Below are 15,711 nucleotides of genomic sequence, written 5' to 3'. Positions count from 1 at the left end.
AGGGGTATGAGGGGGAGGGGCCTCGACCTGCTCGGCGACCGGGCGGCTCCGGTGGCGTGCGTCTGTGCGGGTGCGTCTGTGCGGGCGCGTCTGGTGAGGACGCGAGAGTTTCTTGAGAGGTTGCTGAGAATCGGCTGTCGTGTGGCGAGGGTCACAGACATAGGGGGCGAGGCGGGCCAACGCTGAGGGGAAACGGAAGGAGCGCCTCAGCGTGGAACGGACTGTGGCCGCGGGTGCGACGGGGCCGGCCCCGGAGCGGGCTCCTTCGAGTGGGGCCGACCGCACGGGTGACATGGTCGGCCGTGCCGGTGACGCGGTTCTCCCCGATGCGGCCGGGCTGCTGGACGGGATGCCGCAGCAGCGGATGCCGGCGGGTGCGTCCGCCGTCTCCTCCCCGGCGCCGGGTCTTGCCGAGGCCGGCGCGGGCGCACGCGAGATCGCGGCTCCGTGGGCCCGAGCCCTCGCCCTGCGCCCCTGGCGTCTGCTCCCCACCCCCACCGGCACACCGTTCACGTTCGCCTACGCCGTCGTCCTGACGGTGACCTCCCTGATAGCCGTGTACGCCGACCCCGCCCTGGTCCACGCCCTCCACCAGGGCTCCAGCACCGACGTGGCGCACCTCGTGCACACGCCCCTGACGGTGCTGCTCGCCAGTGGGCTCTGGACGGCCGGCGGGATCGTGGCGCCCTACACGATCTGCTTCCTGCTGGTGCTCACCGCGCTGGAGCGGCGCATCGGCGGTGTCCGCACGGCCGTCGTCTTCCTGCTCGGGCACGTCCTGGCCACCCTCGCGACCGAGGTGCCGGTCGGGCTCGCGGTGCTCGCCGGGCACCTTCCCGACAGTTCCCTGCACCGCCTCGACTACGGCGTCAGCTTCGGCGTCGCGACGAGTATCGGCGCGCTGACCGGGCTGCTCAGGCCGTGGCTGCGATGGCCGGTGCTGGCGCTGTTCGGCGCGCTGCTGGTCCAGGACCTGCTCGGCCTCGCCGACCCGCTGACCGACTGGGGGCATCTGATCGCCCTCGTCATCGGGGTCGGGCTGTGGCCGCTCGTGCGGCGCTGGCGCACGGCCTCCGCGCACTGACCCTTCCGCATCCCGCACGCACCTGCTCTTCCGCATCCTCCAAGCACTGGCCCGTCCGGGTGTCAGGAAGCTCTGGGCCCCGTCGGGCGTTCACCTGTAAAAGCCGAGGTCACGGCCTGTGCAGCAGCTGATCGCTCACAGCGAACGGAGGCCGGGGAACATTCGAGCCGCCCCAAGCATTGAGTCGGCATAACTCAACTTGACTGCCGAAGGGGAGATCATGGCTTCGACGTCCACTTCGCTCACCCTGCCCGTGCTGCCGCTCGACGACGAGGTAGTGCTGCCCGGAATGGTGGTCCCTCTGGACTTGAACGACGCCGATGTACGCGCCGCGGTGGAGGCCGCCCAGGCCGCCGCCCGCTCCACACCCGGGAAGCCCCGGGTGCTGCTGGTGCCACGCATCGACGGGACGTACCCGGGCACCGGTGTGCTCGGAACCGTCGAACAGGTCGGCCGGCTGGCCGACGGCGACCCGGGCGCCCTGATCCGCGGTCGCGGCAGGGTGCGCATCGGCGCCGGGACGAACGGACCGGGTGCCGCCCTGTGGGTCGAGGGAACGCGCATCGACGAGAGCGTGCCCGAGCCGCTGCCCGGACAGGTCGGCGAACTGGTGAAGGAGTACAAGGCCCTCGCCACCGCCTGGCTGCGCAAGCGCGGCGCCTGGCAGGTCGTGGACCGTGTGCAGGCCATCGACGACGTCTCCCAGCTCGCCGACAACTCCGGCTACTCGCCGTTCCTGACCACCGAGCAGAAGATCGAGCTGCTGGAGACCGCCGACCCGGTCGCCCGCCTCAAGCTCGCCACCCAGCAGCTGCGCGACCACCTCGCCGAGCAGGACGTCGCCGAGACCATCGCCAAGGACGTCCAGGAAGGCGTCGACAAGCAGCAGCGCGAGTTCCTGCTGCGGCGCCAGCTGGAAGCGGTCCGCAAGGAACTGCGCGAGCTGAACGGCGAACAGGACGGCGAGGAGTCCGACGACTACCGCGCCCGTGTGGAGGCCGCCGACCTGCCGGAGAACGTCCGCGAGGCGGCGCTCAAGGAGGTCGACAAGCTGGAGCGGTCCAGCGACCAGTCCCCCGAGGGCTCCTGGATCCGCACCTGGCTGGACACCGTCCTCGAACTGCCGTGGAACGAACGGACCGAGGACGCCTACGACATCCAGGGCGCCAAGGGCGTGCTGGACGCCGAGCACGCCGGCCTGGAGGACGTGAAGGAGCGGATCACCGAGTACCTGGCGGTGCGCAAGCGCCGCAGCGACCGCGGCCTGGGTGTCGTCGGCGGCCGGCGCGGCGGTGCCGTGCTGGCGCTGGTCGGCCCGCCCGGCGTGGGCAAGACCTCGCTCGGCGAGTCCGTCGCGCACGCGATGGGGCGCAAGTTCGTCCGGGTCGCCCTCGGCGGCGTCCGGGACGAGGCGGAGATCCGCGGACACCGGCGTACGTACGTCGGCGCGCTGCCCGGCCGGATCGTGCGGGCCATCAAGGAGGCCGGTTCGATGAACCCGGTGGTCCTCCTCGACGAGATCGACAAGGTGGGCTCCGACTTCCGCGGCGACCCCGCGGCGGCCCTCCTGGAGGTCCTGGACCCGGCCCAGAACCACACGTTCCGCGACCACTACCTGGAGGTCGAACTCGACCTGAGCGACGTGGTGTTCCTGGCGACGGCGAACGTCCTGGAGGCCATCCCCGAGGCGCTGCTCGACCGTATGGAACTGGTCCGGCTCGACGGCTACACCGAGGACGAGAAGATCGTCATCGCCCGTGACCACCTGCTCCCGCGCCAGCTGGAGCGGGCCGGCCTGAACAAGGACGAGGTCGCCATCGGCGACGACGCCCTGCGCAGGCTCGCGGGCGAGTACACGCGCGAGGCGGGCGTCCGCAACCTGGAGCGCTCCATCGCACGGCTGCTGCGCAAGGTGGCCGCCGAGCACGAACTGGGCGACCGGAAGCTGCCGTTCACGATCGGCCAGGACGATCTGCGCGCGCTGATCGGCCGGCCGCACCACGTGCCCGAGTCCGCGCAGGACCCGGCGGAGCGCCGCACCGCGGTGCCCGGCGTGGCGACCGGTCTCGCGGTCACCGGCGCGGGTGGTGACGTGCTGTTCGTGGAGGCGTCGCTGGCCGACCCGGAGACGGGCGCGGCGGGGCTGACCCTGACGGGCCAGCTGGGTGACGTGATGAAGGAGAGCGCACAGATCGCCCTGTCCTTCCTGCGCTCCCACGGCGCCGAACTGGAACTGCCGGTCGCGGACCTCAAGGACCGGGGCGTGCACATCCACTTCCCGGCGGGCGCCGTACCGAAGGACGGTCCGAGCGCCGGCGTCACGATGACGACGGCACTGGCGTCGCTGCTCTCGGGCCGTCTGGTCCGCACGGACGTGGCGATGACGGGCGAGGTCTCGCTGACCGGCCGGGTCCTGCCGATCGGCGGCGTGAAGCAGAAGCTGCTCGCGGCGCACCGCGCGGGTGTCACGACGGTCGTGATCCCGAAGCGCAACGAGCCCGACCTGGACGACGTCCCGGCCGAGGTGCTGGACAAGCTCGACGTCCACGCCGTGACCGACGTCCGCCAGGTCCTGGAACTGGCCCTGGCGCCGGCCACCGACGGCGCCGTCCCCGAGGTTCCGGTCGCGGCGTGACGGACGTGATCGGACAGGCAAGGCCCGGGTCCCGTGAGGGAGGCCCGGGCCTTCGCCTTGACAGGGGGTCTAGCCGTTGGCGAGCGCCACGACCCTGTCGAGGGCTCCGTTGAATCTGTTGTGGTCGCCGACGGTCGGGCCGGAGGACGTGTACTGCCACATCGTGTAGTAGCTCCAGCCGGCCGGGAGTTCCCCGACCTCGGCTGCGTACCGGGCGACCCACAGCGGGTTGGCGGTGGCGAAGCCGCTGTGGTTGCCGGTGCACTGCTTCCACCAGCTCGTCGCCGTGTAGATGACGGCGTCGCGGCCGGTGCGGGACTTGTACTGGTTCAGGAAGTCGCGGATCCAGGTGACCATCGCGGACGTGGACTTGCCGTAACAGGCGTCGCCGTACGGGTTCCACTCGATGTCGAGGACGCCCGGCAGGGTCTTGCCGTCGCGGGACCAGCCGCCGCCGTGGTCGACGAAATAGTTCGCCTGGGTTGCGCCATTGGTGGTGTCCGGGGTCGCGAAGTGGTAGGCGCCGCGGATCATTCCGACGTTGTAGGAGCCGTTGTACTGCTGGGCGAAGTAGGGGTTGGTGTAGTAGGTCCCCTCGGTGGCCTTCACGTAGGCCCACTTCACCCCGCTGTTCCACAGGGTCGACCAGGCGACGTTGCCCTGATGGCTGGAGACGTCGACGCCTTCGGTCTGAGCGGCCAGCTCAGAGACGGGGGCACCGTCCACGCCGTCGTGGGCGGCGACGCCCATGCCCATGTGCGCGGAGCCGCGGGGCGGGGTGTCGTCGGCCGACGCGGAGGCGGGCCGGGTGGTCAGTACGAGGAGGGTCAGGGTCAGGACGGCTGCGAGCAGAGCCCCGGCGAGATGGGTGTGCCGGGGGCGGAGCGGTTCGGGTCTGTGCACGGGCATAGCGTGCCTCCGAAGGCTCGGTGACGCTCGGTGGGGAAATCGCGCGTGTCCGTGACCGACCGTCGCCGGACGTGTGTGGCGTGGGCATGTCAGTCACGTTCTGATAGAGAAGCTAGGCAGCGAGAAGAGCAGGTGGAAGGGGGTCCGGAGGCTGCCGTTGGTCTACGCCTGCGAAATACTGACGGAGCTGCGGCAATGACGGCGGTTGGCGGAAACTTTCAGGGCCGGGAAATCGAGGCAGGGGCTGACGTGCACGAAGACGGAAACGGTGACGGGCCGCGAGGTGGATCCGGCGTGTCCGGTGGTGGTCTGGACCAGCCTGAATTCCTCGACCTGGAACGCGAGTTGACGGTCCTGTTCCGGCGCGCCCGGGCCAAGCAGGGCGAGATGGCCCGCGAGGTCCACCCCGACCTGGAGTCCGCCGCGTACGGCCTGTTGGTCCGTCTGGACGACGCCGGCCGCCAGCGGGCCACCGAGCTCGCCGCCTACATCGGCGTCGGCAAGGCCACCATGTCCCGGCAGCTGCGTGCCCTGGAGGACCTGGGCCTGGTCGCCCGCGAGCCGGACCCGGCCGACGGCCGGGCCTGGCTGGTGCACCTCACGGAGGTGGGGCGCGGACGGGTCGCCAAGGTCCGCGAGGCCCGGCGCGCCCGCTACGTGGAGCAGCTCTCGCACTGGGACCGCCGCGAGGTGGCGGAGCTGGCCCGGCTGCTGAACCAGCTCAACCTGGGAATGGAGAAGTAGGGGACGGGGGAGCAGGGGGGCGGCGGCTCAGAGCTCGACGTACACGACCGTCGCGTCGTCGTGCGTCTTGCTCCGCCGCAGATACGTCCGCTCCTCGGCGTCGGCCGCCTCCAGCGCCCGCACCCGTTCCACCAGGGCCCGCGCCCCCTCCTTCCGGATGAACCGGAACAGGTCCTCCCAGTCCCCCTCCCGGAACTTCTCCACCCACCGCGCCGCGCCGTCCGAGAGCGCCGCCAGCGCCCGGACGTCGGCCCGCGGCAGCACCCCGGTCACCGCCCGCGCCGCGACCGACGGATCCGCCGCGGCCGTGAAGAAGCCGCCCTCCTTGTTGCGGACATGAGCGTCGATCAGGGCGTCCGTGGCGAGCGAGGCGCGCGGGAGGCGGGCCAGGCGGTCGTCCAGGTATGGCGTGATCGTGCCGTCCGGGGACTCCGTCAGCAGGGCCGAGTCCGACAGGACCAGGTACTCCACCGTCTCGGCCGACCAGCGCGCCAGAACCACGGTTGCTTGTGGGGTTCGTGGGTGAGAAAGGTCACAGGTTTGTGAGTGTGCCTCAACGGTACGCGTGATGGCGCGGGCGAGCGCGTCCGCGAGGGGAACATCGGGGAGTGAAACGGTCAGTTCGGTCAGGGCTCCGCCGAGCCGCGCGGTGAACCAGGGAACGGAATGCAGACAGCCCGTCTCACCCCGCGGCGGGGTCACTCCGTCCAGGACGACCAGTGCGCCGCCCTGTCCCGAGGCGGGAAGGCCGACACTTGCGAAGTCCTCGTTGGGGCGGGCCGGAACGCCGGGCTCCGAAACAAGCTCAGTTCGCATCCGGCCAGTCTGCACGAGCCCTTCACAAGGTTTGCGAAGGGGGCGCATCAGTTGCCGGACGGGTGCACACACGCAGGTCAGACGCCTGATTTGAGATGGAATGCAGTGCTCCGGGGAGGCGTGGCGGCGAATCCTGCCATCGCCCGCCGCAGACGTCCAACCGGCCTGCCGCACAGGGCATGTGACTGCGCCAGAGGAACTTGCCCGCCAACTCTCCTCCGGGGTTCACTCCTTCGAGTGGCGGGGCAGGTGATGCGCGGCCGTCGCCCACCGGCACTGGGAGGGTCGGGGTCCGGTGAGGACATCCCCTGCTCGAGCCAAGTCGAGAGCTTGGGGGAGGGGTGTACGTACCGTCGAAGGAAATTGACGGAGCGTCATCCGGACCCATGGGTATCACGAGTCAGGAATGCGAGCACCGGTGCAGAAGATGCGGCCACGTCGCTCAGGCAAGCAGACGGCCTCCGCGGGGGGTGCGCAGCCCGCTCCCGGCACCGACGCCGACATCGCGCCCGCGGGCAAGGGGCGCCCGACCCACGTACGGAACCGGCTGATCGTCGCCGTGGCGGTCGTCGCCGCCGCCATCGCCGGCGCCGGCGTCCCCTCGATCGTCGCCGCCTCGGGGCAACTGCACGACTCCCAGGCACTGGTGACCCTCGCCGAACAGACCGAGGACGCGCTCACGCTCGCGCACTCCCTCGCCGACGAGCGCGACGAGGTCACCGCTTACATCGCCGCCGGCCGTCCCAAGTCCAAGGCGCCCAGCGAGCAGCGCAGCGCCCGTGTCGACCGGCAGGTCGAGGAACTGCGCGCCGACACCGACGCCCCCGCCTCGCTGCGTGCGGACCTCGACGGCATCGCGGCCCTGCGCCGCTCCTCGCTCACCGGCAAGAGCACCGCGCTGGAGTCCCACCAGGCCTACTCGGCCGCCATCACCGAACTGCACCGGCTCGCCGAGCGGCTGGCCGAGCAGATGCCGCCGCGCGCGGGTTCGGGCGCCTACGCGCTGGCCGAGCTGGACTCCGCCGTGCAGCAGGCCGCGGCCGCCCGCGGGCTGCTGCTGGCCGCGCTCAGCGTGCCGACCACCACCGAGACCGTCATCGACCCGCTCACCGGCATCGCCACCACCCAGGAGACCTCCTCGGGTGCCGACGCCAAGCAGCGCGACGCGCTCAGCGCCGCCGCCCAGCAGGCCCGGCTGCGCTCCGACGCCGCCCTCGACGACTTCCGCGACACCGCCCCCAAGAGCGCGCGCACCTCGTACGACTCCACGGTCACCGGCCCCGAGGTCGACACGGCCGAGCGGTATCTCGCCTCCCTCACGGACCAGTCCACGCTCTCCGGCCGGGACCTGGCCACCGACACCCAGCGGGCCGAGGCCGCCCTCTCCGCCCGCGTCGACTCGATGCGCGGCGCCGAGTCCGCGCTCTACGACCGGCGCACCAAGGCCCTGGAGCAGCTCCGCGACGACGACGTCACCGCGCTGGAGATCCGGATCGCGATCCTCGGCGCGCTGATGCTGCTCGCCGTCGGCGTCGCCACCGGCATGGCCCGCAGCCTCACCCGGCCGCTCGCCGTGCTGCGGCTCGGCTCCGCCCGGCTGGCGGGTGCCGAGGACCCGGCGGCGGAGGAGCCCGTCAAGTTCACCGGGCGCAAGGACGAGTTCGCGCAGGTCGTCAACTCCGTCAACGCCCTGCACGCGCAGGCCGTCGCCCTGCACGAGCGCATCGGAACCCTGGAGTCCGACCGCAAGCACCTGGTCGGGCAGCGGCAGAAGATGGCCGACGCCCGCGAGGGGCTGCGCGCCGAGCTCAGCGAGTCCGCGGCCCAGCTGGAGCGGCTGCGGGGCAGCATCGGCGGCTCGTTCGTCAATCTGGCCCTGCGCACCCTCGGCCTGGTCGAGCGCCAGCTCGCCGTCATCGAGGGGCTGGAGGAGCGCGAGCAGGACCCCGAGCGGCTCGCCACCCTCTTCAAGCTCGACCACTTCGCCACGGTCATGCGCCGGCACAGCGAGAACCTCCTCGTGCTGGCCGGCACCGAGCACGTCCAGCAGCACGCCGGTCCGGTCCCGCTGGTCGACGTAGTCCGCGCCGCGGTCAGCGAGATCGAACGGTACGAGCGGGTCCGTATCGCCGCGCTGCCGCCGCACGCGCACATCGCCGGGTTCGCCGCGGACGACCTCTCCCACCTGCTTGCCGAACTGATGGAGAACGCCACGTCGTTCTCCCCGCCCGACCTCCCCGTCGAGGTCTCCGGCTGGCTGCTGGAGAACGGCGAGGTCATGCTCTCCGTCCAGGACGAGGGCATCGGCATGACCGCCGAGCGCCTCGGCCGCCTCAACACCCGCCTCGCCGAGTTCGACCCCGAGGCCTCCTACGACCAGGAGGGCGAGCAGGGACTGGGCCTCGGCCTCTACGTCGTCGCGCGCCTCGCCCACCGGCACGGCGTCCGCGTCCAGCTCCGTGAGCAGAAGCAGGGCGGAATCGCGGCGGTCGCCGTCCTGCCCAAGGGCCTGCTGGCCCCCGCCCCCACCGCCGCGGTCCCCTCGGACACCCCGCACCACACCACCGGCCACGCCTTCTCCCTCCCGGGCGCCGACGCGGAGGCCAACTCCAACGTCCTGCGCGGCCGCCAGAAGAACGCCGACCCACTGGTGGCGATGGCGGAACGCGCGGTACGGGAGACGGAGGAGGCCGAGGAGGCGGTACGGGACTCGGAGTCGAGCGCGGAGGAAGCGGCCCGGACGTCGAGCCCGAGCGCCGAAGAGGCCGTGCAGGACTTCGCGGGCGCCGAAGAAGCAGCACCGCAGGCCGGGCGCGCCGACATGGCCATCGAGGTCGAGCAGGAGCGCGAGCACCCTGCCGAGACCACGATGGAACTCCTGATCCCGGTGCAGCCGACCGACGGACCAGCAGTCGGCGACGGTGAGGACGCCCCGCAGGGGCCACCCGCACCCGGCGGCGAAAGTCGCGCGGGTGGTGAGGGCGGGAATCCGTACGCCGAAGGCGGGGCCGAGGCCGAACACACCCGCACCCCGGACGAGGAGCAGCTCACCGACAAGGGCCTCCCCAAGCGCACCCCGAAGATCACCACCCCCACCCAGGCTCCGCGCCAGCGCACCGGCGGTGTCGACGCCGAAGCCCTCCGCAAGAGGCTCGGCGGCTTCCGCCAGGGCGCCCAGGCCGGTTACCGCGACGTAGCGGCGGAGATCGCCGAACAGGCGGCCCAGAACAAGGCGCCGGACGCCGAACCGGCCGTATCCGAGGAAGCCACGGGGGGCACTGTCGAGGAGGCAAGCAGTTGACCGCGCCCAGTACCTTCGGACTGAGCAGTGAAGCCCGCAACCTGCACTGGCTGCTGACGAACCTGGTCGAGGAGGTGCCGGGCATCCAGTCAGTGGCGGTGGTCTCCTCCGACGGCCTGCTCCTGCTCTCCTCCGACCCGGATCGTAATGACGCCGCCCGGACCAAGTCCCCGCAGCCCAAGGGCCCCCGGGGATCGTCGGCCGACCTGGCCACCGTCGTCTCCGGCATCGGCAGCCTCACCATCGGCGCGGCCAAGCTGATCCAGTTCGGCGGCGTGAAGCACACGATGGTCGCGATGGACGAGGGCAGCCTGTTCGTGATGTCCATCAGCGACGGCTCGCTCCTCGGAGTGCACGGCTCCGCGGACTGCGACATGAGCGTGGTGGCGTACCACATGGCGCTCTTCGTCGGCCGGGCCGGCCATGTCCTCACCCCCGAACTCCGCAGCGAGCTGAGGAAGTCGCTCGAGGACGCCTCGGCAGGGAGCACCCGATGAGCAACGCCCCGAAGAACAGGCCCCAGCTCCCCGTCCGCGGCGGTGAACGAAAACCCGCGCGCGTACGGCCCTACTCGCTCACCGGCGGCCGTACCCGGTTCGGTCACGTTCTCCTCGTGGAGACGTTCGTGGCCGCGCTCGAAGCCCCCGAGGAGCGCAAGGAACTGACGAATGGTTCCCTCAGCACCAGGGTGATGCCGGAGCTGCAGGCCATCGTCGAACTGTGCCGCCGTATGCGCACGGTGGCCGAGATCGCCGCGCTGCTGAAGATGCCGCTCGGCGTGGTCCGCGTGCTGCTCAGCGACCTCGCGGACCAGGGAAAGATCCGGGTGTACGGCACGGGAACCGGCCACGGCACGGGCCGGCCGGACCGCGCACTGCTGGAAAGGGTGCTGAGTGGACTCCGTCGTCTTTGAAGACACCGATGAGGACCTGAAGTCCTGGCAGACGGACCGCAACCGGGCCCCCATCGCCACGAAGATAGTCGTGGCCGGTGGCTTCGGTGTCGGCAAGACAACCCTGGTCACGGCCGTCTCGGAGATCACGCCCCTGCAGACCGAGGCGCTGATGACCGAGGCGAGCGAGGAGACCGACGACCTCACCGCCACGCCCGGCAAGCTCACCACCACCGTGGCCATGGACTTCGGCCGCCTCACGCTCGACGACGACCTGGTGCTCTACCTGTTCGGCACGCCGGGCCAGCAGCGGTTCTGGTTCATGTGGGACGACCTGGTGCGCGGCGCGATCGGGGCGGTCGTCCTGGCCGACACCCGGCGGCTGAAGGACTGCTTCCCGGCGCTGGACTACTTCGAGAGCTGCGGGCTGCCGTACGTCGTCGCGGTCAACCACTTCGACGGCAGCGACCTGTTCGAACCGGCGGATGTGCGGGAGGCGTTGACGATCCCCGCGCACATACCTGTAATGATCATGGATGCGCGGCGCCGGATCTCGGTGATCGAGACCCTGCTGGCCCTCGTCGGCCATGCCCTGGACGAGACCCCCGAATAGCCCCGTCCTGCCCGAGCCGTCCCCGATCCCCGTAGGAGACACCACCCGCATGCGGAAGATACTCGTCGTCGGAGCCGGCCAGGCCGGACTCCAGATCGCCCTCGGACTCCAGTCGAACGGGTACGAGGTCACCCTGATGTCCAACCGGACGGCGGACGAGATCCGCTCCGGCCGGGTCATGTCCACGCAGTGCATGTTCCACACGGCGCTCCAGCACGAGCGCGACCTCCAGCTGAACTTCTGGGAGTCCCAGGCCCCGAAGATCGAAGGGCTCGGCGTCTCGGTCGCGGCCCCCGGCTCCTGGAGCGAGGGGCCCGCGGCCCGCGCGATCGACTGGCTCGGGCGCTTCGACGGGTTCGCGCAGTCCGTCGACCAGCGCGTGAAGATGGCCGGCTGGATGGAGACCTTCGCCCAGCGCGGCGGCCAGCTGGTCATCCACGGCGCGGCGGTCGGCGACCTCGACTACTTCTCCCGTACGTACGACCTGGTGCTGGTGTCGGCCGGCAAGGGCGAGCTCGTCCAGATGTTCGAGCGGGACGCGCAGCGCTCCCCGTACAGCCGGCCGCAGCGGGCGCTGGCCGTGTCGTACGTCCACGGCCTCGGCCCGCGTCCGGAGCACCCGGACACCGAGGGCGTGCGCTGCAACCTCGTCCCCGGCGTCGGCGAGCTGTTCGTCATGCCGTGCCTGACGACCTCCGGACGCGCGGACATCCTGTTCTGGGAGGGCATACCCGGCGGCCCGCTCGACGTCTTCGACGGCGTGAAGGACCCGGCCGAACACCTCTCCCTGACCCTGGGACTCATGGAGCGGTACGTGCCCTGGGAGTACGCCCGGGCCACCAAGGTCGAACTCACGGACGCCGGCGGCACGCTGAGCGGGCGGTACGCGCCGACCGTGCGCAACCCCATCGGCCGGCTCCCCGGCGGCGGGCTGGTGCTCGGCGTCGCGGACGTCGTCGTCGCCAACGACCCCATCACCGGCCAGGGGTCCAACTCGGCGTCCAAGTGCGCCGCCGCCTACCTCTCCTCGATCCTGGAGCACGGCGAGAAGGAGTTCGACGAGACCTGGATGCACGCCACGTTCGACCGTTACTGGGACACCGCGCAGCACGTCACCAAGTGGACCAACGCCATGCTGGCGCCGCCGCCGGAGCACATCCTCAACCTGATCGGCGCCGCCGGTCAGCTCCAGCCGGTCGCCGACCGGTTCGCCAACGGGTTCAACGACCCGGCTGACTTCGAGAACTACTTCTACGATCCGGAGAAGACCGCGGCTTATCTCGGTGAGGTGGCTGGGGCCTGACCTGCGGGCGCACGGCGCCCAGGACCGGGTTCGACGCGATCGGGGAGATCTTGACCTTCTCCCCGGTGCGCGGTGCCTGGACCACCTTGCCCTTGCCCACGTACAGGGCCACGTGCGTGGCGTCCGGGAAGTAGATGACCAGGTCGCCGGGGCGCAGCTCGGTCAGCGGGACGCGGTCCAGCCGCGCCCACTGCTCCTGGCTGGTGCGCGGGATGCGCGTCCCGGCATGGGCCCACGCCTTTGACGTCAGGCCCGAGCAGTCGTACGACTTCGGGCCCTCCGCGCCCCACTTGTACGGCTTCCCGAGCTGCCGTTTCGCGTAGCGGATCGCCCGGGCGCCCTCGGAGGACGGCTTCTGGTCGTCCTGGGCGAGGGCGCCCGAGGCGAGGAATGCCTGCTGCGCCTCCGCCGTGTCCTCGTTCTCCAGCTGGGCCAGCGCGGCGAGCTGCGCGGGAGTGAGGGACGCCAGGAGTTCCTCCACCCTGCGCAGCTGCTTCAGGACGGCGTCGCGGTCCTTCTTCTGCCGTTCGGCGAGGACGAGTTGGCCATCGAGGGCCTCGCGGGCCTTGCGGGCCAGATCGGCGGCCTCGCGTTCGCTGCCGGTCAGCCGGCCGACCGTCTCGGCGCGCTCGCGGGCCAGGCGGCCGATGACATGGCCCTGGTCGAGGGCGTGCTGCGGGTCGGCGGCCAGCAGCAGCCGGACGTACGGGGAGATGTCGGTGGTGTTCTGGTACTGCTGCCTGGCCAGCCGGCCGGCCGCGCCCCTGCTGTCGTGCAGGGACAGGCGGGCGCGGGCCAGGGCGGTGTCCAGGCGGGCCACCTCGGTGCGCTGCCTCCGGAGCTTCTCCGCGGTCGCGTTGTAGGTCTCCGTGGCCTGCTCGGTCTCCCGGTACAGCTGCTGAAGTTCCGTCAGGAGGTCGGCGGTGGAGCGCTCCTGGGGTTCGAGGGGCTGGAGGGGGGCGAGGGGTTCGAGGGGGCTGAGTGGTGCGGGAGCCGTGGGGGCTTCGGGGGCCTGGAGGGGCGGGGGTGCCTGGAGGGTTCTTGGAGTCGCCAGGGTGGGTGTCGGGGCGAGGAGGGTGACGGCCGTCGCGGCCGCCGCCGTACACACCAGACGCAGAAGCCTTCCTGACACGTCATCACCTCCGATGCGGGCAGGCTCTCCGCTCCGCATCGTGAGCATCGGACGGTCACTGCGGGTTCGCGCGTCGGATGTGCGCGGTTCGGCGCAGCGAGGTCACTCGTCCGAGTCGTGTGGCTTGCCGGGCGGCGTGGTGTCTGGCTTGGACCACGGCCACTTCAGGCGGCTGCTCTGCCGGCCCTCGGGGTCGTACTCGTACTTCCAGCGGCGGCTGAGGCCGGGGCGGGCGCCCTGCGTGCGCGGTACGCGGCGGTAGACGAGGACCGTGGGCGGGCCGCCGTGCGGGTCGGGGACCGGGATGCGGTACGTCTTGGGCGGGTGGCTCGTGATGCCCAGCAGGACGGGGAGCACGCGGCCGTCCATGGGGCCGCCCTCGAATGGGGTGTCTTCGGTCTTCACTGCAACAGTGTGGGCTATAGGTCGTCGGCGAGCTTCTGCGCCAGGGCGGCCGTCTGGGAGTCCCGGGCCGCCGTCACGGCGAGCGCCGCCGCGAACTGGTCGACCAGCCAGTCGCGCAGGTCCGGCATCGGGGGCTGCTTGCCCTCGTCGAGCCAGATCAGGGAGGCCGCCTCGACCGTGGTGATCCACACCCGCACGGTCATGCGCAGGTGGAGGCCGGGGTCGGCGACGTCGAGGTGGCTGAGGATGTGCTCGGCGGCGGCGCGGCGTACGCCGTCGACGATGGCGGTGGTGCGGGAGGTCTCCACGACGCTGCCGCCCTGGAGCAGGGCGCTGAAGCCGGTGTCGTGCTGGTCGACGAAGGTGAGGTAGCGGTCGAGGGCGCGGGCCAGGCGGGCGAGGAGGGGGCCGTCGCGGGGTTCGTCGAAGCAGTTCTGGAGTTCTTCCGCGGCGGAGCGGAGGGCGGCCTCGTAGAGCTGTTGCTTGCCGCCGGGGAAGTAGCGGTAGACGAGGGGGCGTGAGACGCCGGCCGCTTCTGCCACGTCGTCCAGGGAGATGTCCTCGGGGGTGCGGTGGGCGAAGAGGCCGAGGGCGGCGTCGAGGAGTTGGCTGCGGCGCTCCTCGACGCTGAGGCGACGGTAGGCGGGGGTGGGGGCCGAGGGCGTCATGACCAGCAGCGTAGCTTCCGGCGGGTGGGCCGGGGGTGCCTGCGGCGGCCTGTGGCGGAGAGTGGGGGGTCGCGTAGCGCCTGCGGGTGCTTTGTGGGTCGGGGCCGTGCCGGGGGGTGTCCGTCCTCGGTCGGGCGGTTGGCCAGCCTCAGAGGGGTGCTGTTTCTTGACGCCCGACGCTGCGGGCGGACACCCCCCGGCACGTCCCCTTGCCGCCGTACGCGGCTGATGGGCGTGTGTTTCTACGCCAGTAGGCCCGATGACTTCCACAGGCGGCGGCCCACTCCTCGCAGTACGCCTATGTCGTCCAGGAAGTCGGTGAGGCGCTTGGCGCCTGTCTGCATGACCTCTCGGCGGTGGCCGCTGGCCTTCACCTGGGCCAGGGCCTCGCGCTTGTCGAGGCCGATGTTCGTGTAGACCTCGGGGTTGACGAAGGCGACCGAGAAGACTCGGGCGAACTCGCCGGAGGTGACGCGGGTGAACTCCTGGGACCACCTCGGGGCCGTCAGCATCTGGCGGCGGAGTTCCTCGCGGGCGTAGCGGACGTGGCGGGCCTCCTCGACCACGTGGATGCGGGTGACGCCGCGGATGAGGGTCTGTACGCGCTCGTCCGGGAAGGTCAGGCGCTGCATCCAGTCTAGGACCTCCTCACCGAGCAGGGTCGCCGTGAAGGAGCCCGGGGTGGTGGAGATCGTCTTGAAGAGGCGGCCCAGGTGCTGGTGGGCCCGGCTCACGGGGTACCACGGGGTGCCGCCGTGGGAGATCAGGCGGGCGAACATCTTGGAGTGGCGGCACTCGTCCTCGATCTCGGTGAGTGCGTAGCGGACGTGGGCGCTCGTCGCCGACTTGTCGTAGATGTGGCGGACCAGGAGCTGCATCAGGATGATCTCGAACCAGATACCCAGCGAGGCCAGTGCGGCTGCCTCGTGCTGGGAGAGGAGGATGCGCTGCTCCTCGCTCATCCGCTTCCACATCGGGGTGTCGTACAGCGAGACGAGCTCCGGGGGCCAGAACCACTTGCCCTCCTCGAAGGGCGCCTCCCAGTCCAGCTCCTTGTCGGGGTCGAAGGAGTGCTTGGCGGAGGAGGCAAGGAGGCGTTCTGCCACCTGTTCGCGGTCCTTGAGCAGCCCGAGCGCGTCGCGCAGGCCGTCCAGCGCGTCGGCTTCCGTCAGGGTCGTCATCGGTCCCTCACCTCTGTTACCGGGGGTA

The 15,711-nt window shown here is 71.2% G+C and carries 14 protein-coding genes; 8 read left to right on the top strand and 6 right to left on the bottom strand.

What is annotated here, in order from left to right; genetic code table 11:
* Positions 1-211: 211 nt before the first annotated feature.
* On the top strand, positions 212-1,084 hold the full coding sequence (locus tag CP983_RS14205) for a rhomboid-like protein (protein WP_373309842.1): 873 nt from the start codon (positions 212-214) through the stop codon (positions 1,082-1,084).
* 220 nt (positions 1,085-1,304) lie between these two features.
* A complete protein-coding gene (gene lon / locus CP983_RS14200; protein ID WP_107902881.1) occupies positions 1,305-3,719 on the top strand; it encodes an endopeptidase La in 2,415 nt (804 codons plus the stop codon).
* A gap of 69 nt (positions 3,720-3,788) precedes the next feature.
* Here the strand turns inward: lon and CP983_RS14195 are convergent, their stop codons facing one another.
* Positions 3,789-4,628, bottom strand: a complete 840-nt coding sequence (locus CP983_RS14195; RefSeq protein ID WP_150499798.1) for a lysozyme — start codon at positions 4,626-4,628, stop codon at positions 3,789-3,791.
* A 249-nt stretch (positions 4,629-4,877) separates the two neighbouring features.
* On the opposite strand from CP983_RS14195, the gene CP983_RS14190 reads away from it, so the two are divergent.
* The gene (locus tag CP983_RS14190) at positions 4,878-5,372 is read left to right on the top strand and encodes a MarR family winged helix-turn-helix transcriptional regulator (RefSeq protein WP_030953210.1); all 495 of its coding nucleotides are present in this window, start codon (positions 4,878-4,880) and stop codon (positions 5,370-5,372) included.
* 27 nt (positions 5,373-5,399) lie between these two features.
* Here CP983_RS14190 and CP983_RS14185 read toward each other — a convergent pair whose 3' ends face one another.
* Entirely contained in the window at positions 5,400-6,188 is a 789-nt protein-coding gene (locus CP983_RS14185) for a protein phosphatase 2C domain-containing protein (protein WP_150499797.1), read from the bottom strand.
* Positions 6,189-6,606: 418 nt separating this feature from the next.
* Here CP983_RS14185 and CP983_RS14180 point away from each other — a divergent pair, with 418 nt between their 5' ends.
* The 5 genes from CP983_RS14180 to CP983_RS14160 are packed head-to-tail and all read left to right on the top strand — an operon-like array spanning position 6,607 to position 12,297.
* Positions 6,607-9,489, top strand: coding sequence for a sensor histidine kinase (locus CP983_RS14180; RefSeq protein ID WP_229914871.1), 2,883 nt, complete (start codon positions 6,607-6,609; stop codon positions 9,487-9,489).
* Positions 9,486-9,986 carry a roadblock/LC7 domain-containing protein gene (locus tag CP983_RS14175; RefSeq protein ID WP_107902876.1) on the top strand — a complete coding sequence of 167 codons (501 nt, stop codon included), beginning with the start codon at positions 9,486-9,488 and terminating at the stop codon, positions 9,984-9,986. The genes CP983_RS14180 and CP983_RS14175 overlap by 4 nt, the downstream gene beginning before the upstream one ends.
* A complete protein-coding gene (locus tag CP983_RS14170; protein WP_125527985.1) occupies positions 9,983-10,402 on the top strand; it encodes a DUF742 domain-containing protein in 420 nt (139 codons plus the stop codon). The genes CP983_RS14175 and CP983_RS14170 overlap by 4 nt, the downstream gene beginning before the upstream one ends.
* Complete coding sequence (locus CP983_RS14165; protein ID WP_163016822.1) at positions 10,383-10,994, top strand: GTP-binding protein; 612 nt, start codon at positions 10,383-10,385, stop codon at positions 10,992-10,994. Before CP983_RS14170 ends, CP983_RS14165 begins: the two co-directional genes overlap by 20 nt.
* A gap of 49 nt (positions 10,995-11,043) precedes the next feature.
* Positions 11,044-12,297, top strand: a complete 1,254-nt coding sequence (locus CP983_RS14160; protein WP_107902872.1) for a styrene monooxygenase/indole monooxygenase family protein — start codon at positions 11,044-11,046, stop codon at positions 12,295-12,297.
* Here the strand turns inward: CP983_RS14160 and CP983_RS14155 are convergent.
* The 4 genes from CP983_RS14155 to CP983_RS14140 all read right to left on the bottom strand — a co-directional run bounded on the left by CP983_RS14155 (position 12,215) and on the right by CP983_RS14140 (position 15,683).
* Positions 12,215-13,429: a C40 family peptidase gene (locus tag CP983_RS14155; protein ID WP_150499795.1), complete on the bottom strand. Its 1,215-nt coding sequence runs from the start codon at positions 13,427-13,429 to the stop codon at positions 12,215-12,217. The genes CP983_RS14160 and CP983_RS14155 overlap by 83 nt on opposite strands.
* Before the next feature lie 102 nt (positions 13,430-13,531).
* The gene (locus CP983_RS14150) at positions 13,532-13,834 is read right to left on the bottom strand and encodes a hypothetical protein (RefSeq protein ID WP_030954604.1); all 303 of its coding nucleotides are present in this window, start codon (positions 13,832-13,834) and stop codon (positions 13,532-13,534) included.
* Positions 13,835-13,848: 14 nt separating this feature from the next.
* Positions 13,849-14,502 (bottom strand): TetR/AcrR family transcriptional regulator, encoded by a 654-nt coding sequence (locus CP983_RS14145; RefSeq protein ID WP_150499794.1) that lies wholly within the window; start codon positions 14,500-14,502, stop codon positions 13,849-13,851.
* 242 nt (positions 14,503-14,744) lie between these two features.
* On the bottom strand, positions 14,745-15,683 hold the full coding sequence (locus tag CP983_RS14140; RefSeq protein WP_093747272.1) for an AurF N-oxygenase family protein: 939 nt from the start codon (positions 15,681-15,683) through the stop codon (positions 14,745-14,747).
* Positions 15,684-15,711 lie beyond the last annotated feature (28 nt).

Origin of the sequence: Streptomyces chartreusis (assembly GCF_008704715.1) — a bacterium.
GTDB lineage: Bacteria > Actinomycetota > Actinomycetes > Streptomycetales > Streptomycetaceae > Streptomyces > Streptomyces chartreusis.
This window is presented reverse-complemented; position numbering and strand designations above follow the sequence as displayed.

Coding starts and splice junctions, on each gene's coding strand:
- lon (WP_107902881.1), top strand. CDS start 1,305: ATGGCTTCGACGTCCACTTCGCTCACCCTGCCCGTGCTGCCGCTCGAC.
- CP983_RS14195 (WP_150499798.1), bottom strand. CDS start 4,628: ATGCCCGTGCACAGACCCGAACCGCTCCGCCCCCGGCACACCCATCTC.
- CP983_RS14185 (WP_150499797.1), bottom strand. CDS start 6,188: ATGCGAACTGAGCTTGTTTCGGAGCCCGGCGTTCCGGCCCGCCCCAAC.
- CP983_RS14170 (WP_125527985.1), top strand. CDS start 9,983: ATGAGCAACGCCCCGAAGAACAGGCCCCAGCTCCCCGTCCGCGGCGGT.
- CP983_RS14160 (WP_107902872.1), top strand. CDS start 11,044: ATGCGGAAGATACTCGTCGTCGGAGCCGGCCAGGCCGGACTCCAGATC.
- CP983_RS14145 (WP_150499794.1), bottom strand. CDS start 14,502: ATGACGCCCTCGGCCCCCACCCCCGCCTACCGTCGCCTCAGCGTCGAG.
- CP983_RS14140 (WP_093747272.1), bottom strand. CDS start 15,683: ATGACGACCCTGACGGAAGCCGACGCGCTGGACGGCCTGCGCGACGCG.